The sequence below is a fragment of the Hymenobacter agri genome (genome assembly GCF_054778495.1).
Map to the genome: position 1 here is coordinate 1 of NZ_BAAGZM010000015.1, position 22,459 is coordinate 22,459.

21 protein-coding genes and 1 pseudogene are annotated in these 22,459 nt (G+C 58.3%); 11 read left to right on the forward strand and 11 right to left on the reverse strand.

Going from position 1 to position 22,459, the window contains the following annotated elements:
- The 4 genes from ACYVDE_RS01945 to ACYVDE_RS01960 all read right to left on the reverse strand — a co-directional run.
- Positions 1 to 186: hypothetical protein (locus tag ACYVDE_RS01945; protein ID WP_460499798.1), on the reverse strand; the 186-nt coding region annotated here is incomplete at its 3' end.
- A 4-nt stretch (positions 187 to 190) separates the two neighbouring features.
- Complete coding sequence (gene gatC / locus ACYVDE_RS01950) at positions 191 to 478, reverse strand: Asp-tRNA(Asn)/Glu-tRNA(Gln) amidotransferase subunit GatC (protein ID WP_460499799.1); 288 nt, start codon at positions 476 to 478, stop codon at positions 191 to 193.
- Positions 479 to 504: 26 nt separating this feature from the next.
- Complete coding sequence (locus tag ACYVDE_RS01955) at positions 505 to 1,314, reverse strand: lysophospholipid acyltransferase family protein (protein WP_460499801.1); 810 nt, start codon at positions 1,312 to 1,314, stop codon at positions 505 to 507.
- A 56-nt stretch (positions 1,315 to 1,370) separates the two neighbouring features.
- Complete coding sequence (locus tag ACYVDE_RS01960; RefSeq protein WP_460499802.1) at positions 1,371 to 1,952, reverse strand: NUDIX domain-containing protein; 582 nt, start codon at positions 1,950 to 1,952, stop codon at positions 1,371 to 1,373.
- Positions 1,953 to 2,389: 437 nt separating this feature from the next.
- Between ACYVDE_RS01960 and ACYVDE_RS01965 the strand changes: the two genes are divergently transcribed.
- Entirely contained in the window at positions 2,390 to 2,644 is a 255-nt protein-coding gene (locus ACYVDE_RS01965; RefSeq protein ID WP_460499803.1) for a hypothetical protein, read from the forward strand.
- A 119-nt stretch (positions 2,645 to 2,763) separates the two neighbouring features.
- Positions 2,764 to 3,354 carry a ribonuclease HII gene (locus ACYVDE_RS01970; RefSeq protein ID WP_460499804.1) on the forward strand — a complete coding sequence of 197 codons (591 nt, stop codon included), beginning with the start codon at positions 2,764 to 2,766 and terminating at the stop codon, positions 3,352 to 3,354.
- 21 nt (positions 3,355 to 3,375) lie between these two features.
- Here the strand turns inward: ACYVDE_RS01970 and ACYVDE_RS01975 are convergent, their stop codons facing one another.
- From ACYVDE_RS01975 to ACYVDE_RS01985, 3 genes are all read right to left on the reverse strand, one after another.
- Positions 3,376 to 3,819 (reverse strand): response regulator, encoded by a 444-nt coding sequence (locus ACYVDE_RS01975; RefSeq protein WP_460499805.1) that lies wholly within the window; start codon positions 3,817 to 3,819, stop codon positions 3,376 to 3,378.
- A gap of 72 nt (positions 3,820 to 3,891) precedes the next feature.
- Positions 3,892 to 5,415 (reverse strand): sensor histidine kinase, encoded by a 1,524-nt coding sequence (locus ACYVDE_RS01980; protein ID WP_460499806.1) that lies wholly within the window; start codon positions 5,413 to 5,415, stop codon positions 3,892 to 3,894.
- Between the two features lie 25 nt (positions 5,416 to 5,440).
- Positions 5,441 to 5,815, reverse strand: a complete 375-nt coding sequence (locus ACYVDE_RS01985; protein WP_460499808.1) for a hypothetical protein — start codon at positions 5,813 to 5,815, stop codon at positions 5,441 to 5,443.
- A 164-nt stretch (positions 5,816 to 5,979) separates the two neighbouring features.
- Here ACYVDE_RS01985 and prfB point away from each other — a divergent pair.
- A protein-coding gene (gene prfB / locus ACYVDE_RS01990; protein ID WP_460499809.1) for a peptide chain release factor 2 occupies positions 5,980 to 7,057 on the forward strand; the annotation gives its coding sequence in 2 pieces (ribosomal slippage) (positions 5,980 to 6,039 and positions 6,041 to 7,057; 1,077 coding nt in all).
- A 97-nt stretch (positions 7,058 to 7,154) separates the two neighbouring features.
- On the opposite strand, the gene ACYVDE_RS01995 is transcribed toward prfB, so the two are convergent.
- A complete protein-coding gene (locus ACYVDE_RS01995; RefSeq protein WP_460499810.1) occupies positions 7,155 to 8,753 on the reverse strand; it encodes a RagB/SusD family nutrient uptake outer membrane protein in 1,599 nt (532 codons plus the stop codon).
- Between the two features lie 12 nt (positions 8,754 to 8,765).
- Entirely contained in the window at positions 8,766 to 12,005 is a 3,240-nt protein-coding gene (locus ACYVDE_RS02000) for a SusC/RagA family TonB-linked outer membrane protein (protein ID WP_460499811.1), read from the reverse strand.
- Positions 12,006 to 12,565: 560 nt separating this feature from the next.
- Between ACYVDE_RS02000 and ACYVDE_RS02005 the strand changes: the two genes are divergently transcribed.
- The 4 genes from ACYVDE_RS02005 (at position 12,566) to lysS (ending at position 18,932) form a co-directional block, all read left to right on the forward strand.
- The gene (locus ACYVDE_RS02005; RefSeq protein ID WP_460499812.1) at positions 12,566 to 13,426 is read left to right on the forward strand and encodes a hypothetical protein; all 861 of its coding nucleotides are present in this window, start codon (positions 12,566 to 12,568) and stop codon (positions 13,424 to 13,426) included.
- Between the two features lie 232 nt (positions 13,427 to 13,658).
- On the forward strand, positions 13,659 to 15,824 hold the full coding sequence (locus ACYVDE_RS02010) for a carboxy terminal-processing peptidase (protein WP_460499814.1): 2,166 nt from the start codon (positions 13,659 to 13,661) through the stop codon (positions 15,822 to 15,824).
- A gap of 251 nt (positions 15,825 to 16,075) precedes the next feature.
- Positions 16,076 to 17,164, forward strand: a complete 1,089-nt coding sequence (locus ACYVDE_RS02015) for a hypothetical protein (protein WP_460499816.1) — start codon at positions 16,076 to 16,078, stop codon at positions 17,162 to 17,164.
- A gap of 211 nt (positions 17,165 to 17,375) precedes the next feature.
- A complete protein-coding gene (lysS, locus tag ACYVDE_RS02020) occupies positions 17,376 to 18,932 on the forward strand; it encodes a lysine--tRNA ligase (protein WP_460499817.1) in 1,557 nt (518 codons plus the stop codon).
- 295 nt (positions 18,933 to 19,227) lie between these two features.
- Here lysS and ACYVDE_RS02025 read toward each other — a convergent pair whose 3' ends face one another.
- Entirely contained in the window at positions 19,228 to 19,587 is a 360-nt protein-coding gene (locus ACYVDE_RS02025) for a YtxH domain-containing protein (protein WP_460499818.1), read from the reverse strand.
- A gap of 132 nt (positions 19,588 to 19,719) precedes the next feature.
- Positions 19,720 to 20,157, reverse strand: a complete 438-nt coding sequence (locus ACYVDE_RS02030) for a CsbD family protein (RefSeq protein ID WP_460499819.1) — start codon at positions 20,155 to 20,157, stop codon at positions 19,720 to 19,722.
- A 232-nt stretch (positions 20,158 to 20,389) separates the two neighbouring features.
- Between ACYVDE_RS02030 and ACYVDE_RS02035 the strand changes: the two genes are divergently transcribed.
- The 4 genes and pseudogenes from ACYVDE_RS02035 to ACYVDE_RS02050 form a co-directional block, all read left to right on the forward strand.
- Positions 20,390 to 20,638 (forward strand): Kazal-type serine protease inhibitor domain-containing protein, encoded by a 249-nt coding sequence (locus ACYVDE_RS02035; RefSeq protein ID WP_460499820.1) that lies wholly within the window; start codon positions 20,390 to 20,392, stop codon positions 20,636 to 20,638.
- A gap of 10 nt (positions 20,639 to 20,648) precedes the next feature.
- On the forward strand, positions 20,649 to 21,587 hold the full coding sequence (locus tag ACYVDE_RS02040; protein ID WP_460499821.1) for a GNAT family N-acetyltransferase: 939 nt from the start codon (positions 20,649 to 20,651) through the stop codon (positions 21,585 to 21,587).
- A gap of 163 nt (positions 21,588 to 21,750) precedes the next feature.
- Positions 21,751 to 22,122, forward strand: a complete 372-nt coding sequence (locus ACYVDE_RS02045; RefSeq protein ID WP_460499822.1) for a cupin domain-containing protein — start codon at positions 21,751 to 21,753, stop codon at positions 22,120 to 22,122.
- Positions 22,123 to 22,266: 144 nt separating this feature from the next.
- Positions 22,267 to 22,459, forward strand: a pseudogene (locus ACYVDE_RS02050) (lipase family protein); the annotation flags it as partial.

Below are 22,459 nucleotides of genomic sequence, written 5' to 3' on the forward strand. Positions count from 1 at the left end.
CTGCACCGGGCCGGCGGCCCCGCTGTCCAGCGTCAGCACCAGCGGCTGCAGGTGCGGCACGGTGCGCAGCGGCAGCGTGCTGGTTTCGCCCGTGAAATAATAGTAGCCCGCCAGGCCCAGAGCCAGCGCGGCCAGCCATACCAGCCAGCCGGGCCGGCTGGCTGGTATGGCATTTGGTGCTTTCATCAAGCTATTCAAGCACTTTGGGCACGCGGAAATAATCGGAGTCTTTGCGCGGCGCGTTGCGCAGGCCCTCCTGATGGCTCACAGTATTACGGGCCTCATCGTCGCGCAGCACGTTGATTTCCTGCGACAAATGCACCAGCGGCTCCACGCCGGTCGTGTCCAGGCCTTCGAGCTGGGCTACGAAATCCAGAATATTATTCAGGTCGCCGAGCATTTGCTGCTCGCGGGTGGCGTCAAATTCGAGGCGGGCCAGGTGGGCCAGGCCGCGCAGGGTACCAAGGTCGGTGCTCATTGTAGGTATGAGGATTGAGTGATGATTTATAATTTGATAGGCGGCGACGGCGCTACCGGCTTGCGCCAGGTGCTCGGGCCGGGCTTTTCGGCCCCTTCGGGCAGGAAATCGCCGGCGAGCTGGGCCGCCACTCGCTCTTTCAGGGCCGGTATGTCGGCCGCGGTGAGGCCCGCTGTCGCAATAGGCGGGTGGAACACGATTTTCAGCCGGTGGTAGCGCACGCGCAGGCCCTTCTCCACGTCAGGCATAAACATGTGGTTCAAGGGCATGCCCACCGGCACCAGCGGCACACCAGCCTCAATGGCCATCTGGAAAGCACCGTCGAGCAGCGGTAGTAGTTCCTTACCCGGCCGGGGCGAAATGCGGCCCTCCGCGAAAATGGCGATGCTTTTGCCCGCCGCCAGCCCGCGCCGGGCGGCTACCATGGCGCGGCCGCGGCTCACGGCGCTGCTGCGGTCGACGGTGACGTACACGCTCCCGAAAATCGGCCCCCACACCGGCACTTTGGCCAGCGAGGCCTTGCCCATCATGTTCAGGAAGCCCGGAATATACTTGAATAGCAGCATGATGTCGATATACGAGCCGTGATTGGCCACGTACACGCAGGGCCGGGGGTTGGGCCCCGCGTGCTCGCGCACCACCTCCACGGGCACACCCCACATCGTAATCGACAGCCACGCCCAAAACCGGTTCAGCCGGTGCACCACGTATTCGCCCCCCGGCCGCCGGCTGAAATACCACTGTAGCGGAAAGGTGAGCACAAACGGCACGATGAACCAGAACGTGGCCCACGTGGTATATAGGCGCTGGCCGAGATAACGAAGCAAGTGGCGCATACCCGCAAAGGTAGTTTCTGGTTTCTGGTTGCTGATTCGCGAAAGCGGCCGCGGCCCTAGCCGGCGCGAGTTGCCAGCACTTTTTCGGCCTTCAGCAAGCCGGCTACGCTCACCGCATCGGTAATGCGGTCGTCCATCACCATGCGTACAGCTTCGGCCAGCGGCAGCTTCCAGAGGCGCAGGTCTTCGGTTTCTTCGGGCTCGACTTCGCCCATCGTCAGGCCCTCGGCCAGAAATACGAAGCCTTCCTCATCCGTCACCGAGTTCGAGGTGTGCAGGCGGGCAATGCGCGTCCAGCGGGCCGCCATCAGGCCGGTTTCTTCGCGCAGCTCGCGTTGGGCCGATTCCAGAATATCGAGTTCGACCAGGCCACCGCCCATGGGTATTTCCCAGCTGTACTCGTTCAGCGGGTAGCGGTACTGGCCCACCAGCCAGGTATTGCCTTCGGCATCGACGGGCACGATACCCAGCGCCTTGTTTTTCATCGTTACGACGCCGTAGATGCCACGCCCGCCGCCAGGGTTCAGCACTGCGTCTTCACGCACCGAAATCCAGGGATTGTGATATTTGACTTCGGAGGCCAGCGTTTGCCAGGGATTATGATTTGTATCGATGGTTGGCGCGGGGAACTGACTCATGGTGATGAAAAACAAAGTTGAGTGGCCCAAAAATACAGTATTCGCCACGAAAGCCCTTTCCACTCGCCGGCTCCAAGCATCCATCTACCGGTCAAAGGGGGCAATTGGTCGGCACAAATCACGCCTTTATCAAAAAACACTTGCGCACCCCTCTTCCAATCCGGTATCTTTGAACCATAAGTACCCCCGCACGGGCTGGAAATGTGGAAAGGAAGGACCTCTCGTGCGGCGGCGCTCTGGCCAAAAAGGTGGGGTAGACACCTTCAGGCCGGACCCGCCACTTTAAGGTCACCGCACTTGTGCGGTGACCTTTTTTTGTGCCCCTGCCCTCGCAGCAGTTGCTGCCCGATAGTAGCAACACTACTTAACCTGGTCCATATTCTCTGCGTATGCAACAGAGAAGCCGCCGCGTACTTTTCGGCGGTTCCTTTCTCTTTATGGCTACGAACTCCCAAAAGCCCGCCGACAAAGCCCCCATTGCCGGCGACCCACTCTTCAACCTTCACCACGCCGAGGCAGAGGCCGAGCTGGCCAAAAACACCGGCGGCCTTGGGCCTACCACCAACGAATACATTTCGAGCGACGAGGAAGCCGAGATTGACGAGGCGACGGCCCCGCGCGACAGCCAGGGCTTCGTACGCGGCGAAAACGCTGCTAATGTAAACGGCAGCAGCGCCGGCGACCATAAATAAACCAGCCTGTCAGACCACTACCAAGCCCAAGCGACGCGCACCTGCAGAGGTTCGCGTCGCCTGGGCTGTGTTTGTTATGAAGCAATAATGGCGGGGTACAAGTGCGTATTTTTGCGCCAATGCCAGTTCGTACTCCCCTCCTCTTTTCCTGCACTGCTCAACCCTACGAAGCCGGCCTCGACGAAGCCGGACGCGGCTGCCTGGCGGGGCCGGTTTTTGCAGCAGCCGTTATTCTGCCAGCTGATTTCACCTCGCCCCTGCTTACCGATTCGAAGCAACTAAGTGCCCGGCAACGGGCGCTATTGCGCCCGCAAATTTGTGACGAAGCCCTTGCATGGGGAGTAGGTCAGGCATCGGTAGCGGAAATAGCACAGCTCAATATTGCACAGGCTAGTTACTTGGCCATGCACCGGGCAGTAGATAGCTTGGCCATTACGCCCACGCACCTGGCCGTCGATGGCAACCGATTCAAGCCACTGAACGGGTATTTGCACACATGCATTATCGGCGGCGACGGGCTCTACCAACACATTGCCGCCGCATCAGTACTGGCCAAAACCTTCCGCGATGAACATATGGAGCAGTTGGCTGCCGAATTTCCGCTTTATGGCTGGCAGCAAAATGCCGGGTATCCGACGGCCAGCCACCGGGCGGCCATTCGTGCGCATGGCCCCAGCCCCCATCATCGGATGGGTTTCCGCCTGCTTTGAGAACAGGTGTTGTTGCGCAGGTTATCCTTTCAGCTTCAACAAGTCTAAGAACAAACTGAACCCGTCGACGCTGGTTCCGCCTTCGCCAAACGTATCAAAGCTCAGCGGCTTAATGATGTAGCCACTCACGGCGAGCTGCTGCGCCTTTAAACGGTCGGTATCGAGGTCGGAAGTGGTCATAATGAACACATTCAGGTCGGCAAACTCGGGGTCGGCTCGCAACGCTTCCAGCAGCTCCAGCCCGTTCATGCGCGGCATGTTGATGTCGAGCATAGCCAGGCTAGGCTTGGCAATTTTGGGTTCACCGCCTTCGCCCCGCAACATTTTCAGGGCTTCACGCCCGTTGCGGGCGTGGATAATCGGCACGTCGATGTTTTGCCGCCGCAACTCGCGCTGCACGTTCATGACGTCCATTTGGTCGTCTTCAACGAGCAGAATACTAGGGGCAGGATGGTCGGGAGACATAAAAAATAAATTGGCAACTACGGGAATATACCCGGGGCCGGTGGCCACACTACCTTACGCAAAGCTCAGCAATTATGATACTGGGGAAACCGCACCTTTCACTTTGGGCGGCTGCTTGGGCCAGGTAAAAATGAATTTCGCACCCTGCCCTTCAGCCGATTCGACCGTGATACGGCCTCCCTGGCGCTCCACAATCTTTTTCACGATGGCCAGGCCCACCCCCGTACTCTCGAGCGTGTCGCGCTCCGTCAGGGTCTGAAAAATAACGAAAATGCGCTCGTGGTATTCCGGGTCGATGCCCGGGCCGTCATCGGCCACCGAAAACGCGTAGAACTCCCCGGCATCATCGCAGCCAATATCGACGTGGCCGGTTTCGGGGTGGTCGTGGTATTTTACGGCATTGCTGATAAGGTTGGTGAATACCTGCTGCAGCTGCACCGCATCGGTGGTGAGCGTGGGCAGAAAAAACGGCAGCTCGACGGAAAAGCCCTTGGGCAGGCTTAGCGAGTCGATGATGTCGCGTAGCAGGGTTCGCACGAACACGGTTTCCTGCTCGCGCGCCACGCGGCCAATGCGAGCGAGGTCGAGAATACCCGTAATCAGCTTCTCCATGCGGTGCACCCGCTGCCGCATCATGCCCAGAAACTCGCGGATGTGCGTCGGCAGCTGCTCTTTGCCCATGTCTTCCTCAATCCACCGCGAGGCACTTTCGATACCGCGTAGCGGCGCTTTCAGGTCGTGCGATACTACGTAGGCAAACTGGTCGAGCTCCTGGTTGCGGTTTTCGAGCTGGGCAATGTTGGCGCCCACGGTGCGGGCCATGGCATTCAGCGCATTGGTCAGGTCGCTTACCTCATCGTGGGCGGTATCAACTATCTGCGTCGAATAGTCGCCGTCGGCCATGCGGCGGGCCAGGTCCACCATGTTGCGCAGGCGGCGCGAGAAGCTGCGCACCAAGTAAGCAGCTCCTAGCAGCCCCAGCACCAGCGCTGCCACAGCCAGCCCCGCCGACACCCATTCGGCGCGAACAATGCTGGTATCGAGGCGCTGGCGGAGCTGGCGCCGAGTGGCGGCCTCCTGGCGCTCAAACTCAGCCAGCTGCGCCCGTACGCCATCCATAATCTGCTTGCCGGTCAGGTTCTCAGCGAGGCGCCGGTGGCTCAGGCCCTCAATGCCGCGCTGCTGCGGGTTGCGCAGGCGGGCTTCCCGCTTTTCCGCAATCAGCAGATGCGAGTAGCTGGTCCACTGCTGAAACAACCGCTGTGTTTTATCGAGGCGAGCAATCTGACTGGGCGCCTCCTCCACCAGGTCGCGCAGGCTCGAAAACCGCCCCACCATCTCGCGCTCACCAAAATAATATGGCGCCAGGGTTTGCTCATTCCCCACAAGTAAGTAGCCCCGGAAGCCGGTTTCCATGTCCACGATGTTGCGCAGCAGCGTCACCGCTTCGTTCGAAACGTGCTGCGATGCTTCAACCTGCTGCGAGTTGCGCAGTACCTGCCCCGCCAGTCGGTAAGAGAAGATAACCACTATGGCAAACAGGGTCATCAGCAGCGCAATGCCCGCGAAAAGTTTAGTGGTCAGCGTCGTTTTCATGCAGATGCGCCGGCTGGCGCGATGGTCAGGCCTGCGTACGCAACTTCGCTTCCATAGTTTGCAGCAGCACCACCATCTCGTCGGCCAGGCGTTGCAGGGCGGTGTAGTCGGCGCTCACCTGGTCGTGCTGGCCGGCGTCGTGCAAGTCCATCAATCGATTAGCTTCCTTATGGATGAGCAGGTGCTTCTGGTCGAACTGCCGGGCCTCCGGCAAGTGCGCGTAGGGCCCGCGCCCGCGCAGGCGAGCGGCTATCCACTGGCCCAAAGTACATACTTCGGGGTCGCGTAAGGGGCCGGTTTCGCCACCGTTGCCAAACAGATAAGAGCGAAGCTTGCTCTTGAAATGCACATGTCTGATGCGCGCCGACTCAAAATCCTGCTTCAGGTCCTCTAAACTCATACAAACTAAATAACCGCTACGGTAGCTGCATCAAAGATACAACCCGACCATCGGGCAAGGTTGCGGCGGATAATACGGTACTTTTGCGCTTTGCTTCGGGCTGCCGTGCACAACGGGCGGTTTGGCTACTTCGGCCCGAGGCCCCATCCCCTATTCCCCCACCCATGACCCAAGACCAGATTAAGGACTTGAAGGGCCGCGCCGAGGCCCTGAGGAGGTATCTTTGACTACGATGCCCGCAAAGAACAAATAGTTGCCGCTGAGGCTCAAACCGTGGCCCCCGGCTTCTGGGACGATTCGAAGGCGGCCGAAGCCACCCTGCGTGAAATCAAAGGGCTGAAGACCTGGACCGACGATTTCGAAGCCGTGCAACAGGCCCTGGCCGACACCGAAGTGCTGTTTGACTTCCACCGCGAAGGCGAAGTTTCGGAGGCCGAAATGCAGGCCGATTACGAGGCGACCGTGAAGAAAGTGGAAACACTGGAATTCAAGCGCATGCTCTCCAGCGAGGAAGACCAGCTTTCGGCGGTTATCGACATCAACCCCGGCGCCGGCGGTACCGAAAGCCAGGACTGGGCCGAGATGCTTATGCGCATGTACATCATGTGGGCCGAAAGCCACGGCTTCGGCGTGAAGCAGCTCAGCTACCAGCCCGGTGAAGGCGCGGGCATCAAGTCGGCCTCGCTGGAGATTGACGGAGATTTTGCCTACGGCTACCTGAAAAGCGAAATCGGGGTACACCGCCTCGTGCGCATGTCGCCGTTCGACAGCAGCGGCCGTCGGCACACCTCGTTCGCGTCGGTGTTTGCCTACCCGGTGATTGACGATACCATTAACATCGAAATCAACCCGGCCGATATCTCCTGGGATACCTTCCGGGCCGGCGGGGCCGGTGGCCAGAACGTGAACAAGGTTGAAACCGCGGTGCGGCTTACCCATGCCCCTTCCGGTATCATCATTGCCGTGCAAATCGAACGCTCGCAACTAATGAACAAAGAGCATGCGCTACGCATGCTTAAGTCGCGCCTCTACCAGATTGAGATGGACAAGCGCCACGCCGAGCGCGATAAAGTAGAAGCCAATAAAAAGCGTATCGACTTTGGCTCGCAGATTCGCAACTACGTGCTCCATCCCTACAAACTCATCAAAGACCTGCGCACCGGTATCGAGCGCACCGACGTGCAGAATGTACTCGATGGTGACTTGGATGAGTTTATCAAAGGGTTTCTGATGCAAAGCTGATTGCCGCTTGCCGCTACTCAGGTGGCAGCACAATGTTGCTTCACAAAAAAAGGGCTGCCCGATTGGGCAGCCCTTTTTTTGACATCTTTCAGAAACGTTAGTCAACCACGTCCCAGAAGATTTTGGTGGTTTGCGAAGTACCAGCCGGCACGTTCGACCCGTTCGTCGTCACCTCGCTCAAGGGGTAGAGCAGGCGGGTCGGGAACTTGTCAACAGTGGACAACGACGACTCCAGAGAAACTTTAATCTTGGGCAGGCCCGTACGACGGTAATCATCCCAAGCTTCCACGGCACCTACCACGTTGTTGGCGAGGTACTTCTGGAAGATGATAATTTCCTGTTTGCCCAGGGCACCGTTTACGTTAGCCTTGTCGAAATCAACCAGCGGGTTGCCCACGTTGGCAGCCAGGTAGCGGGCCACTTTGCCACTACCCAAACGGTTGCCCGCGATGTTGGCGGTAGTTACAAAAGCCGACGAGTCGAGGGTGGTCTGGCGCAGGCTCGGAGCCACGCGGTAGGTGTACACGAACGAAGCCGTGACGCCGGCCAGGTAGTCAGTCTTGGCAGCAGCATCGCCGCCGGCGAACAAACCACGGGTTTCAGCTTCAGCCTTGGCAAACAAGTGGTCGGCCAACAGCATCAGCGAAATCGGAGCATCGTAGCCCTTCAGGATGCCACCGTTGAGACGGAAGCGCGAGCCGGCATTGCCCAACACCGGGTTGCGCTCGCCCGCATCTACTGCTACATACTTACCGCTAACCAACGAATACATGCGCTGACCACGGGGGTCGTGGTTAGCGTTGTACAAATTCGTAGCGTAGTTGGTGGGCAGCTGGTAGTTACGCTCGGTAGCAGCCAAACCGGCCGAGGTCACGCCGTAGCGGTTGTACAGCGGGTTCTGCTTACCGGAGGTTTGCAGATAGCCCGGCTGCACTTCTACGTCCGTCGTAATGTAGCCGTCGGTGTTGGCCTGCAGGCGTGCCATTTCGGTAGCTACGTAAGAGCTGAGCGACGGTACCTGCGACTCACGCAGCAGAATGCGCAGTTTCAGGCTGTTGGCAAAGCGAATCCAGCTGGTCATGTTGCCACGGAAAACAACATCTTCCGAACTGGACGTAGTCGAAATCGGCCGCACGTTCAGCGTATTGTTTGCCGCTTTGATGTCGGCAATCGCGCCATCCAGCTGCACAATCAAGTCCTTATAGATATCAGCAGCCTTGTCGTACGTGGGGGTCACGTTGTTCAGGCCTTTCAGGGCGTTGGTGTACGGAATATCGCCGTATTGGTCAACCAGCAGCTGGAAGTTATACGCCTTCATGATGCGCGCAATGGCCGCCTGGTAAGGGAAGTTGGCCTTTTGCTGCTGCACGAGGTCGTAGTCGAGCAGGTTATCGTACGTGTTGTCGAACAGACCAGAGTAGAACGACGAGGTGTAGTTATACGTGCGCTCCTCGGTGTAGCCGTTCACCGTGCCCGACTTGGCAATGTAGCCGGCCGCAAACATCGCGTAGCTGTTGTAGCTAGGGGTGTTGCCGCTATAGTTAGCCGCCGTGGTCGACAGCGCCTGGGCCAGAATGCCATCGGCCGTCGAAATCGTCGGGCTATTGGGATTGACGTTGACGTCGAGGTACGACGAGCAACCCGTTGCTACGCTGCACAAAGCAGCCGCAGCAAGTGCTTTAGAAAATAGCTTCATGAATAATACGGATTAGAAATTGGCGGAAAGGCTGGCACCGTAGAACTTGGTCGGCGGCGTCTGGAACGAGGTGTTGATACCCACGGCGTTCGAGTTCGAGTTACCGAAGTTGAACTCGGGGTCAGTGTACTGGTTCTCTTTGGGAACCCAGGTGAAGATGTTACGGCCAAACAGGTTGAGCGAAGCACCTTTCACGAAACCAATGCTGTTAATCAGCGACGAGGGCAGGTTGTAGCTCAGCGACACTTCGCGCAGCTTGAAGAACTTACCCGAGGTGATGTAGTTCTCAGCAATCGAGGTGTTGTAAGCAGCGCTAGCCCAGAACTCCGAACCACCGGGGGTCAGGCCGTTCACGTTGGGGGTGTAGCCCGTTACGTTGCCGTTGGCATCCAGCGTGGGAATCGACGAGTTGGGGTACACGAAGTCGGCACGGCCGTAGCTGGCGCTACGCTGCGAACCACCGGTGAAGTCCAGGTCTTCGCCGATAGAGTGGTACACCACGTAGTTGGTGCGGTATTCAGCCTGAGCGGCCAGCGTTACGCCTTTGAAGGCGATGCTGGCGTTGAAGCCGTACTTATCCTTCGGCAGGGTGTTGCCCAGGATTTGCGTATCGGGAGCCTTGAGCGGGAAGTAACGGGTTTCGCCGGTGATGGGGTCAGCCGTTTTCGTCATCAGCACACGGCCATCGGCACCACGCTGGTATACCGAACCACGGATAACCGGGAAAGGCTGGCCTTCGATGGCGTACACGTTGGCGTTGCCACCGGTGGTGAGGGGCAGTTCGTGAATGTCGGGGGTGATGCTAACAACCTTGTTGGTGTTGTAGTTATAGTTACCGCCGATGGTCACAGTCAGGCCGTTGTCAAGACGAACGGGAACGATGTTCAGGTCAACTTCCACACCGCTGTTGCGCACTTCGCCAGCGTTCAGCAGGATGCCCGAGTAGCCCGTCGAACGGGGTACGCCGGCGCTAAGCGTCTGGTCGGTGCTCTTCTGGTTGTAGTAGGTAGCCGAAGTGCTAACGCGACGCTTCAGGAAGCTCAGTTCGATACCGGCTTCGATAGAACGGGTGAATTCAGGCTTGATGTTCGGGCTGATAATCTGGTTGCCGTAGGAGAACGACGTGAGCGGGCCGAACGGATAGCCGGCACCCAGGCCAAAAGGAGTGCCTTGGGTTACGTAAGCACCGTTGCTAGCTGCTACACCAACACCGCTCGAGTTCAGGTTCACCTGGCCAACGCGGGTAATACCACCACGCACTTTGCCATAGTCAATCCACGAAGCGTCTTTCAGCGTAGGCACGAGTTGCGTGAAGATTACCGATACGTCGGCACCGGGGAAGAAGAAGGAACGGTTGCTGGCCAGCAGACGCGAATCCCACTCGTTACGGCCCGAGCCGTGCAGGAACAGGAATTCTTTGAAGCCCAAGGTTACGTCGGCGAATACAGCCTGCGACCGGTTAGTGAACCGACCATCGCCACCCACAAGTTCCCCAACACGGTTTTGCAGGTTGAACAGGCCCGGTACTGCAAGGCCAGTCGACGAGTTGGTTACGTAGCTCGACGTCGACTGGCGCAGGTTGGTACCAACAATGGCACGCACCGTGTAGTCACCAAACGTCTTATCCAAGCTCAGGAACAAGTCCGAGTAAATAGTGTTGATGCTGCTGTTCACGTCGCTCACGAAGCCAGGGGTACCAGCACCCGATTTGTTGGTGTTGGCAGATACGTAGGGCGAGTAGATGAACTTATCTTGAGTGGCCTGCACGGCTTGCGAAATGAACGTAGCACCCGTGCGCGACTGGAGCTTCAAGCCTTCGGCCAGTTTGTAGCCCAAGTTAACGTCGCCAATGATGTAGTCTTCGCGGGTCTTCGTGCGGTTGTTGTCGATAATCCAGTAAGGGTTGAAGTAGTAGGCGTTGTAGAAACCGTTGGGGTTAGCATACGGGTCGTTCTGCCAATCTTTGTACGCGGTCAGCGGCGCCATCACCGTCGTGTTGAACACGTTCCAGTACACCGAGTTGTCGCGGCTCGAGTTCGACGTCTGGTCAATGCGCTTTTGCGAGTACGACAGGTCGAAGCCTACCGTCAGACGGCCGATATCGTGGGAAGCATTCAGGCGAATGGTGTTACGGTCGAGCTTGTCTTTGGGGATGATGCCGTTGTTGTGCAGGTTCTGGTAAGAAACAAAGAACTTGTTATGCTCATCACCGGTCGAGAACGAGATGTTGTTTTGCGCCTGGTAGCCGGTGTTGAAGAACTTACGCTTCTCGTCCGGACGAGCTTCGTAGGCAATCATCTGCACGTCGCCATTTTCCAGCTTTTCGCCGAAGGGAACGATGTGACCGTCGAAACGGGGACCGTACTGCTGGTTTTCAAAGCCTTGGTACTGGGTTTCGTAACCGGAGTCAACCGACCCGTCGGTAGTGAACTTGGGCAGGGTATTGGTGTAGGTGTTGGCACCAGGACCGAATTCGGTCTGGAACTTGGGCAGGAACGAGAGCGACTCGAAAGTCGACGTTTGCGAAATCGTTACAACCGGAGCACCACCGCCTTTGCGGGTGGTGATGATGAGTGCACCGTTCGAAGCGTCCGAACCGTAGAGCGAAGCAGCGTTAGCACCTTTCAGTACGGTGATGTTGTCGATGTCGTCGGGGCTCAAAGCCGTCAGAACGTCGTTGGGAACGATAACACCGTCGAGTACCACCAGGGCCTGGTTGTTACCGGTCAGCGAGCGGGTACCACGCAGGGTAACGCGAACGCTGGGGTTGATGCCCGAAGAAAGCTGCTGAATTTGCAGACCAGCTACTTTGCCGGTCAAGCCGGTGGTCACGTTGGTTACGCGGGCTTGGTTGATTTCTTTGGTATCCAGGGTAGAGGTAGCGTAACCGATTTCACGAGCCTGGCGCTGTACGCCCAGTGCGCCCGTTACCACAACTTCACCCAGTTGCTTGGCATCGGGTGCCAGCGATACCGTGAAGGTTGAGTTGCTGCCAATCGGCTGTTCTACGGTTACGTAGCCCACCGAGCTGATGGACAACGTAGTGGCCGAAGCCGGAACGTCGAGCGAAAAGCTACCGTCGACGTTGGTTGATACGCCCACCGTGGTGCCTTTCACCAAGACAGTCACCCCCGGCAAGCCCTGACCGTTGGACCGGTCAGTCACCCGCCCGGAAATGGAGCGGTTTTGTGCGTGAACCTGCTGCAACAGGCCGGTCATCACAAGGAAGACCACGAAAAGAAAGTGTTTCATGTAAAAGTTAGAAGTGGTGAGTGAAATGTAAGAAGGTGAAAAAAGAAAACGTGACCTCCCGAAAGAGTAATCCGTTGGCAAGGTATTACAACTTTTTCTGTTACGCCAACATTAAACCTTCATTTCATTTTACCGTGAACCCGACATTATACACAATTACCTGACAATAAACAAATTATACCATAAATCGCAACTTCACCAGCCTAGCTCAAATGAGAATTGCAACAAGGCCTGTATCATTATAAAAAGCCTCATTTGAACAGTTTACCCCACAACACCTTATCAAATTGCACCATTTTCAATATATATACTTAATTAACAATTAGTTAAATAATCACATGCATTTCAAACAGGTACATTCAGGCAAACTATTTTGGTATTCAATCCAATTAAGCTGTGACGCAAATAATTGTACTACAGCGTAATACAGCAATTATCTTATAACCTCATCTGTAAAATGCAGCTTGCCAGCAAATTGTAACCCCTGCTCGCTCCGTCCCGTTTAGCCCCTCAACCAGCCACGGAGCTGGCATTGCTTTCCACTTTCCATACCCACCCTCATGAATACCAACGATTCGAACAACCCGCAAAACACTGGTACCGGCGCAGGCGCCAACTATGGCACGAGCACGACCGGCACCGGCATGGGCAACAGCACTGGCCTGAGCAATGAAGGCACTAGCTACAATGCTGGCACCGGTGTGACGCCTAACAACGATACTACTTACGCTTCGGGAGCTTCCACGAGCAACGTAAATAACAGCGTAGACGGTGACGACTACAGCGCAACTGCCAAGGGTGGTGCCATTGCCGGTACGGCTGGTGCAGTAGTAGGCCGCGGCATCGATGCCGTGCAGAACACGGCCGACCGCGCCGCGCATGCCGTAACCGGCGAGCCTTACCGCGACGGCAGCACGATGACCGGCATGTTCCGCGACCGCAGCAGCGCAGAGAAGGCTTACCAGTCGATGCATTCGCGCGGCTACGGCAAGGACGATGTGAACCTGCTGATGTCGGACGAAACCCGCAAAACGCACTTCGGCGATGATACCGTTCATACCGACCTAGGCGACAAAGCCATGGAAGGTGCTGGCGTAGGCTCAGCCATTGGTGGCACAGCCGGCGCTATTATTGGTGCTATTGCTGCTATTGGCACCTCGGTAGCTCTCCCGGGCTTGGGCCTCATCATTGCCGGCCCGCTGGCCGCTGCACTGGCTGGTGCTGGTGCCGGTGGCCTCACGGGTGGCTTGGTGGGCGCACTGGTAGGCTCGGGAATTCCTGAGGAGCACGCTGCTGAGTACGAAAGCGGCATCAAGGATGGCGGCATTGTGATGGGCGTAAAACCCCGCAACGCTGACGACGCAAAATACTTTGAAGAGGAATTCCGTCGCCACAACGGCGACAAAATCTACAAGTACTAGTCTGGTCGCAGGTTTCGGCCTGTTAGTCACGAAAAAAGCCTTTCCCATCCGGGAAAGGCTTTTTTGTTGCAACCTTCGGCTGAGCGCATGAGTTTGTAGATGTCAGCAGTGCGCTGCGGCGGGCAGGGCACTTATTCGCCCGATGGCGGCGTTTTCGCAGCAAGCATGGCTTGGCCGCATTGCCTGGCCATCTTTGTATATTTGATTTTCATCCTGTTTTTCTTTTTTGCTGATGTCTTCTCCCCGTTTAAAGGTCGGGCTGTACGCTTTTCTGGTAACAGCCGTATTTGTTCTGGCCTCTTATCGGCTGTTGCGCCGGGCCGATTCGGCGGCTCCCACTAAAGAACAGGTCCTGATTGGTACCATGCTGCAAGGCCTGACGGCGGCGCACTACCAGCCTGAGCGCATCGACGACAACTTCTCGAAGCGCGTGTTTGACCTCTACCTGAAGCACCTCGACTACCGCAAGCAGTTTCTGCTGGCGAGCGACGTGGAACAGCTGCGCCGCTACCAGACGCAGATTGACGACGAGGTGAAGAACGGCACGCACGAGTTCTTGGACCTCAGCACCAAGCTGATGGCCGACCGCACCAAGGAGATGCAGGGCCTATACCGCGAGATTCTGGCCAAGCCCTTCGACTTCACAGTGGACGAATCATTCCAGACCGATTTCGAGAAGGCCCCTTTTCCAGCCGATAAGGCCGCGCAGCGCGAGCTGTGGCGCAAGCTGCTGAAGTACGAAACCCTGAGCCGCGTATCGGAAATGATGGAAGCCCAGGAAAAGGCCAAAGAGGCCAAGCCGACCGCCGCCACCGCCGCCCCGGCTGCCGCTAATGCCGCCGCCCCTACCGCCGCCGAGCCCGTGCGCACGCCCGCCCAAATGGAAGCCGAAGCCCGCAAGCGCGTGCTGAAATACTACGATGAGCAGTTTGCCGAGATGAATGACGTGGACGCCAACGAGCGCCTCGCCACCTACGCTAACACCATCGCCAACACCTACGACCCGCACACCGAGTACTTCGCGCCCAAGGCCAAGGAGGATTTCGACTATGAGATGACCGGCCGCTTCGAAGGCATTGGGGCGACGTTGAAGGAGAAGGATGCTCTCATTTACATCGAGGAAATTATTCCCGGCTCGGCCTCGGCCCGCCAGGGCGAGTTGAAGAAGGGCGACGCCATCCTGCGCGTGGCCCAGGGCGCGGCCGAGCCCGTGAGCGTGGAAGGCTGGCACACGGCCAAGGCCGTGACGCTTATTCGCGGCAAGAAAGGCTCGGAAGTGCGCCTGACGGTGAAAAAGCCGGACGGCAGCACCAAGATTATCTCCATCATCCGCGACGTGGTGGTGGTTGACGAGAAATATGCCCAGTCTTCGGTGATTACCGATAAAGGCCAGAAAATCGGCTACCTGCGCCTGCCCGGTTTCTATGCCGACTTCAACGACAACGGCGGACGCAGTTCGGCCGATGACGTGAAGAAGGAGCTGGCCAAGCTGAACGCCGAAGGCGTGAAAGGCATTGTGATGGACCTGCGCTTCAACGGCGGCGGCTCGCTGAGCGACGCCGTGGCCATGGCGGGCCTGTTCATGCCTAGCGGCCCAATGGTGCAGGTGCGCGACGGCCAAGGCCACACTCAGGTACTCACCGACAACGACCCGCGCGTGCAGTACAGCGGCCCGCTGGTGCTGCTGGTGAACAAGTACAGCGCTTCGGCTTCGGAGATTCTGGCGGCTGCCATTCAGGACTACCGCCGGGGCGTGATTATGGGCTCGACCAGCACCTATGGCAAGGGCACAGTGCAGCGCATCTTTGACCTTGACGAGGCGCTGCCCTCGGAGCTGAACAGCGTGAAGCCCATTGGCTCGCTCAAGCTCACGACCCAGAAGTTCTATCGCGTAAACGGCGGCTCGACGCAGTTCAAGGGCGTGGCTTCCGACATTGTGGTGCCCGACCTGTATTCCTACCTCGATGAGGGCGAGAAGGAGTCGGATTACCCGCTGAAGTGGGACGAGATTCAGCCGGCCCGCTACCGGCCCTGGGATTCGGCCCCAGCCCTCGACAAGCTGCGCGCCAACAGCAAGGCCCGCATTGCCACCAACCCCAGCTTCAAGGTGATGGATGAGATGGTGAAGAGCATGCGTAAGCGCAAAGACGAAACCGTGGTTTCGCTGAAGCTAAGCGCCTACCGCGCCGAGCAGCAGCAGGCCAAAGCCATTTCGGACCGCTACGAAGCCGCTCAGAAAACCACCACCGACCTGGCCTTCTCGCCGCTGGCTGCCGATGTACGTGCTGTGAACGGCGACACCGTAAAGGTGAATCGCGCCGCCCGCTTCACCCGCGGCCTGAAGAAGGACATCACTATTGGCGAAGCCGTAGCCGTGATTCAGGACGAGCTGAAGTAATGCAGCTGCTACGGTAACGTAAGTGCTGCCCTGATTAATAAAAAGCCCCCGCCTCGGTTGAAGCGGGGGCTTTTTTTGTTCTTAAACCAAGCGTCAAACTCTTTAGCAAATCGACCTGAATTTCAAGCCTGGCAATTCAATCGAAATACCTTCGCAATTACCTGACAATCAATGATTATTTTCTTAGTAAAATTTGTCAATAAAATTAGCATTCATGCAACTAAAAAAGCATCTCCTGCTGTTTACTTAGCATGACGACTCAAGAGGAAACCCGCATCATCCCGCTCCACCCGTCGGTAGCTGCTACCATCGAGGAGCCGAACCAGAAGCTAGCTGACGAAACCTGGCGCAAGTCCATTCCGGCGCAGGTTTTTCTCAACTATTTCTTTGCCATCAACTATCACATTCAGGAGAACGATGACGCGCTCGGCGGCCTGCAGAACTTGCCGTTCTTCCGCAGCCACACGGCGGAGCTGAATGACGCCGACGTGGCCGCGCTCACCAAGCTGCTGCACACCAGCTGGAGTACCGAGTACGCGCTGCGCGCCACGGCCGAGCTGGGCGATGAGAACTTCCTTCGTAACGCCCTGCACTGGACGTTCCCGCAGGCCTACCACACCATCTGGTCGGGGCTGCAGGCGTTTCTGTACACCACGGGCGTGCGCTCGAACAATGGCCAGCTGATGCGCCGCGAGGTGGGCCGGCTGGTGGTGAAGAACGCCTACCCGCGCCCGGTATCGTTTTACGCGGCCGGCGCTTACGGCGACTTCAGCATTCACCGTTTGCCGCTGGCGGGCTACAAGGCCGGGCTGCACATTGCCAGTAAAGAGATTGACGCGCAGGCCCAGGTGGGCCAGTTCCTGCGCACCACGCGCAAGATGAAGGCGCAGTGGACCCGTGCGCAGGTACAGGCCAACCCCAACACGGCCATCCGCAGCCAGAAGACGGGCCGGCCGCTCGACAAGTGGACGTCGGCGCACTGGCAGCAGATTACTTGGCGCTTGGGCTATACTACCATCTTCGACCTACTGGGCCGCCTGCGCATTTCGCAAACCAGCCGCGAGATTGAGCGCTACGTGGAGGCCGATATCGACTTCCGACTCTTCCACGCTTCACTGCTCAACATCGTGAGCTACCTCAACGGCGTGCACGAAACCTACGTGGCCAAGGCCTTGGGCCTGGAGCGCTACCGCCAGCTGGTGGCCGAGCTGCCCGCGCATTTGCAGGCCGGCTTTGTGCAGGAGCGGCTGCGCACCCGCGTCGAGCCGGTGCTGGCCCCTACCCCGCCGTCGGCCCCGGCCCTCAACGCCGAGGTGCCCGAGTACCGCCTGGCCGCGTAGTGTCCGAACCGCGTATTTATCGGATTGGTCGGATTTTATGAATGGAAAGCCGCTCCGGTTTCGGAGCGGCTTTTTCGTGCCGTACTTTTGCGGTTTACATTCTCATTTGTCATTCAACTCTTGCTTTTGCAAGCGCGTTGGTTGTTGAGGTAATCGGCCACAAAATCCGATGAATCCAACCAATCCGATAAATCCGCGGTTCAGACAACCCATGCAACACTTAAGCGAACAGGAACAATTACGCCGCCAGAAACTCGAAGAGCTGGAAAAGCTGGGCATTGAAGCATACCCGTCGGAGCTGTTCGACGTGACGTTCTACGCCAAGGAAATTCACGACAACTACCACCCCGAGCTCAACAACTTCCAGGAAGTGACGCTGGCGGGCCGGCTGATGTCGTCGCGCGTGATGGGCAAAGCCTCGTTTGCTGAGCTGATGGACACCTCGGGCCGCATTCAGCTCTACATCAACCGCGACGAAATCTGCCCCGGCGAAAACAAGACACTGTACAACGTGGTGTTTAAGAAGCTGCTTGATTTGGGCGACTTCATCGGTGTGAAAGGCCACGTATTTAAGACGCAGGTGGGCGAAACCTCGGTACACGTCACGGAGCTGAAGCTACTCTCAAAGTCGCTGCGCCCCCTGCCCGTGGTGAAAACCCACAAGGACGAAACCACCGGCGAGGTGACGACATACGACGCCTTCACCGACCCCGAGCAACGCTACCGCCAGCGTTACGTGGACCTCGTGGTAAACCCGCAGGTGCGCGACACCTTCATCAAGCGCACGCAGCTGGTGCAGTCGATGCGCAATTTCCTGAATGACAAGGGCTACCTGGAGGTGGAAACGCCGATTCTGCAGCCGCTGTACGGCGGCGCGGCGGCGCGGCCCTTCACCACGCACCACAATACGCTGGACATGACGCTGTACCTGCGCATTGCCAACGAGCTGTACCTGAAGCGCCTGATTGTGGGCGGCTTCGATGGCGTGTACGAGTTCAGCAAGGATTTCCGCAATGAGGGCATGTCGCGCTTCCACAACCCCGAGTTCACGCAGATGGAGCTCTACGTAGCATACAAGGACTACGCCTGGATGATGGACCTGGTGGAGGAAATGGTGGAGCGCGTGGCCATGGCCCTGCACGGCCAGACCGAAGTGCAGGTGGGCGCGAACGTCATCAACTTCCAGCGGCCCTGGCAGCGCTACACCATGTTCGAGGCCATTGAGAAGTACACCGGCAAGGCCATCGGCGAGATGGACGAAGCGGCCCTGCGTGAAACCGCGCAGGAGTTGAACGTACACCTCGACCCCAGCATGGGCAAGGCCAAAATCATCGACGAAATCTTCGGCGAGCACGTCGAGCCCAAGCTCATTCAGCCCACGTTCATCACCGACTACCCGGTGGAAATGTCGCCGCTGGCCAAGAAGCACCGCGACCGGCCCGGCATGGTGGAGCGGTTCGAGGCCATTTGCAACGGCAAGGAAATCTGCAATGCTTTCTCCGAGCTCAACGACCCCATCGACCAGCGCCAGCGCTTCGAGGACCAGCTGGAGTTGGGCAAGCGTGGCGACACCGAGGCCATGGTGCTCGACGAGGACTTCCTGCGCGCCCTGGAGTACGGCATGCCGCCCACGGCCGGCCTGGGCATCGGCATCGACCGCCTGAGCATGATTATGACCAACTCGCACTCCATTCAGGACGTGCTGTTCTTCCCGCAGATGAAGCCGGAGAACGTGCAGAAGGAAAAACAGGAGAAGGAAGTAGAATAGCCTTGACTGCCGTTCTGAGCGACTCTAAAAATCGAAAAGCCCCGTACGAAAGTCGTACGGGGCTTTTCTTTTGCAATCTCCTTACCCTTCAAACCGTTGGTTGATGCCTGCAATCTTCGCTGATTACATTGAGTTGAACTCGAATGGCACTGCCATTTTTGCTTAAATCAATCGATTAGCAAGGTTGCGGGTAGCAAGTACGGCCTTCTTTCAAGGCGATTACTGGAGCTTTTACGCAAACGTTTGAACCAGAGTTACAATCGAAAGTATAAGATTCGGGCTATTTAATTGGCCTCTATCCTTTAGCTTGGTGGCGTGCGTCGTCGCCGAAGCCGTCGTAGTCGGGATTATCGGTATTGTGCGTGTGCGCCGTAGAGGGCGTACCGGTGCCCAGGCCCGCCAGCAGGCGGTCGGCGGCAGCTTTATCCTCGCTCGCGGCGGCGTCGGAGCTGGTGTGGTCGGGCCCCTGGCCCTGCACTTTGGCGAGGGTGTCTTTGGCTAGCTTACTGAGGTCGCCGGCCCATTTGGAGGCCGACTTGCGGATGTTGGACCGGGTATCGTCGCCGGTTTCAGGCGCCAGCAGCAGGCCGGCCACGATGCCAGCGGTAGCGCCGGCGATGAGTGAGAAAATAACTTTGCCTTTGTCGTCTTTCATAAGTAGGGATTCGCAGGGAATAACAATGCTGCGAGAATTAAATAACGAAAAAGAGGCCATACATGTTGGGGCAGCAAAAAGCCCCACACCGGAAGGTGCGGGGCTCGCAGACATGCGGCACGATAGGCCGACTTACATGTCGTTCAGCATTTTGGTAATTTCAGCTTTGCCTTTGCCAAGCTTGTCCTGCAGCTTGCCTACGAGCTCGTCGCCTTTGCCTTCGGCATAGGTCAGGTCCTCGTCGGTGAGCTGGGCGTATTGCTGCTTCAGCTTGCCTTTGATTTCGTCCCAGCTGCCTTTCAGCTTCAGCCCGCCGCCGGGCAGGGTTACGCCCATGTCTTCGAGCTTGCCGGCATATTCTTTGAATTTAGCTTCGAGGTCGGAACCCAGCTTCGAGGCTTGCTCGCCCAGCTGGCCGCTGTATTTAGAGGCAACGCCTTTCCAGTTTTCGCGGGTGGCCGAACCTTTATCGGGAGCCAGCAGCATGCCAGCAATAATGCCTGCGCCAGCACCGGCGAGAGCAGCTAAAAGGATTTTACCGGCGTTGTTGTCTTCTTCGTGGTACGACATGGTGAAGGGTAATGAAGGGTGAAAGTGGGTTGGTATGCAGTGGAAAAAACGAAGGCCAACCAAAAACCAGCAGGTTTGTTAGGCACTGGCGCTCGTTCTGGCAGGCTATACGAATGGCGCGGGCCGGGGTTGAGCTTGTCGACAAATTTTCGGCCGCCGTAACGGGGAGCGCCGGGCCTCCCGGAAATCGGTCCTGCCGCCGTAGATTCGCCCCTCTCCCCTCCCCCGCCCGATGAAGCTACTTCCATTACTAAGCACCACCTTGCTCCTCTTGGGCGCATGCCAGCGTCCGGCGGCGCCCAAAGTGGCCGACGATTGCATCGACCCCAGCAAAATCAATCCACAGGGAATTTGCACGATGGAATACAACCCCGTGTGCGGCTGCGACGGGAAAACGTATTCCAACCCCTGCGCGGCGGCCAACGCCGGTGTGCGCCGCACCACGCCCGGCCCCTGCCCCACGGCCACGCCGGGCAAGTAAGCGCCGCCCCATGCCTGCCAAAGCCCGCTACCTCGACTTTTGCCGCACCGCGCCCGATGTGCCGGTATTTGCGCAGCCGTGGTACCTCGATGCCTGCGCCGAAGGCGGCACCTGGGACGTAGTGCTGGCCGAAGAGCACGGGCAGGTAGTAGCCGCATTGCCTTACTTCTATAAACAGAAAAGCCTTTTCCAGTACGCCACGATGCCGCCCTTCGTGAAGTGGCTGGGGCCGTATCTGCTGCCCGGATTTCGGGGGCGGCTGCCAAAGGAGCACGAACTGCTGCAGGCGCTGATTGCGCAGCTGCCGGACTTGGCCGCCTTCAGGCAGAATTTTTACCCGACCGTGACCAACTGGCTTCCATTCTATTGGCAGCAGTTCCGGCAAACAACCTACTACACCTACCGCCTGCACCACTTGCGCGACCTGGCGCGGGTGGAGGCGGGCCTGGGCACGGGCATCCGGCGCGATATCCGGCTGGCGCGGCCGCAGGTGCGCGTGGTGCATGACCTACCGCTGGCGGAATTCTACCGCGTGAATATGCTGAGCTTTGCGCGCCAGAAGCTGGCCCCGCCATACTCGCTGGCGCAGCTGCGGCGGCTGGATGCGGCGCTGGCGGCGGCCGGGCAGCGGCAGCTATTTTTTGCCGTGGATGCGCAGGGGCAGGTGCATTCGGTGGCGTATCTGATTTGGGACAACACCACGGCCTACTTCCTGCTGGCCGGCGATGACCCGGCCCGGCGCGCCAGCGGCGCGGGCGTGCTACTGGCTTGGGAGTGCATTCGCTACGCCAGCGAGGTGCTGGGGCTCGACTGCTTCGACTTCGAGGGCAGCATGCTGCCGGGCGTGGAGCGCATTCGGGTGCGTTTTGGGGCGGTGCAGACGCCGTATTTCTACGTCTGGAAGCATAACTCGCGACTTTTTAAGCTGCTGGAGCAGCTTAAGCCGTAGATGACCTCCCCTTTTACGGAGCGTCATGCTGAGCTTGCCGAGGCTTCTCTACCGCAGTAGTAACGCAATCAAAAACAACGAAGCGGTAGAGCTGCTTCGACAAGCTCAGCATGACGTTCTTTTACATCTACCTGACTCACGATACTATTTTCTACGAAACCCCATGTCCGAAAAACGCTACATCCTCAACCCTGCCCCTTTTGTAGTGCCCACCACCGATGGCAAGCTCATTGAAGAGCACGTGGGCGGGGCCAGCACCGGCACCAGCGCCTACAGCCTGGCCCACATGGTGGCCCCGCCGCACTGGAGCGAGCCGCACCAAACGCCCTCGTTCGATGAGTTCACGATAGTGGTGCGCGGCCGCAAGCGCTTCGAAATCGACGGCGATGTGGTGGAGCTGCAGGCCGGCCAGGCCCTGCTGATTAAGGGCGGCGCGCGGGTGCGCTACTCCAACCCGTTCGACAAAGAATGCGAATATTGGTCTATTTGCGTACCGGCGTTCAGCCCCGGTACGGTGAACCGCGAGGCCGAATAGCTGCCGCTGACGAACAGGCGGGCGTATAGTGTAGCCATCTCGTTGTTGAGCAGGCTATTTCATTCGTCACTCACCTATGCGCCGCCCCTACTTCCTCCCCTGTTGCTGCTGGCGCTGGCTAGCCCTCCAGGCCTGCGGGCCTAAGTGCTTCAGCCCGGCTTCGATAAGGCCGAATATCTGGAGCTGATTCGGCTGCATGCCCGGCAGGGCGGCACCAACTCGGTGTGGTGGGCCGGCCTGCCCCGGCCCTGGCAGTTTACCATAGCCTACCGCGCCCCGGTGAGCCCGCTCGACAACCGCTGGGACCTCTGGACGCACGGCGGGCCGCAGCCGCAGG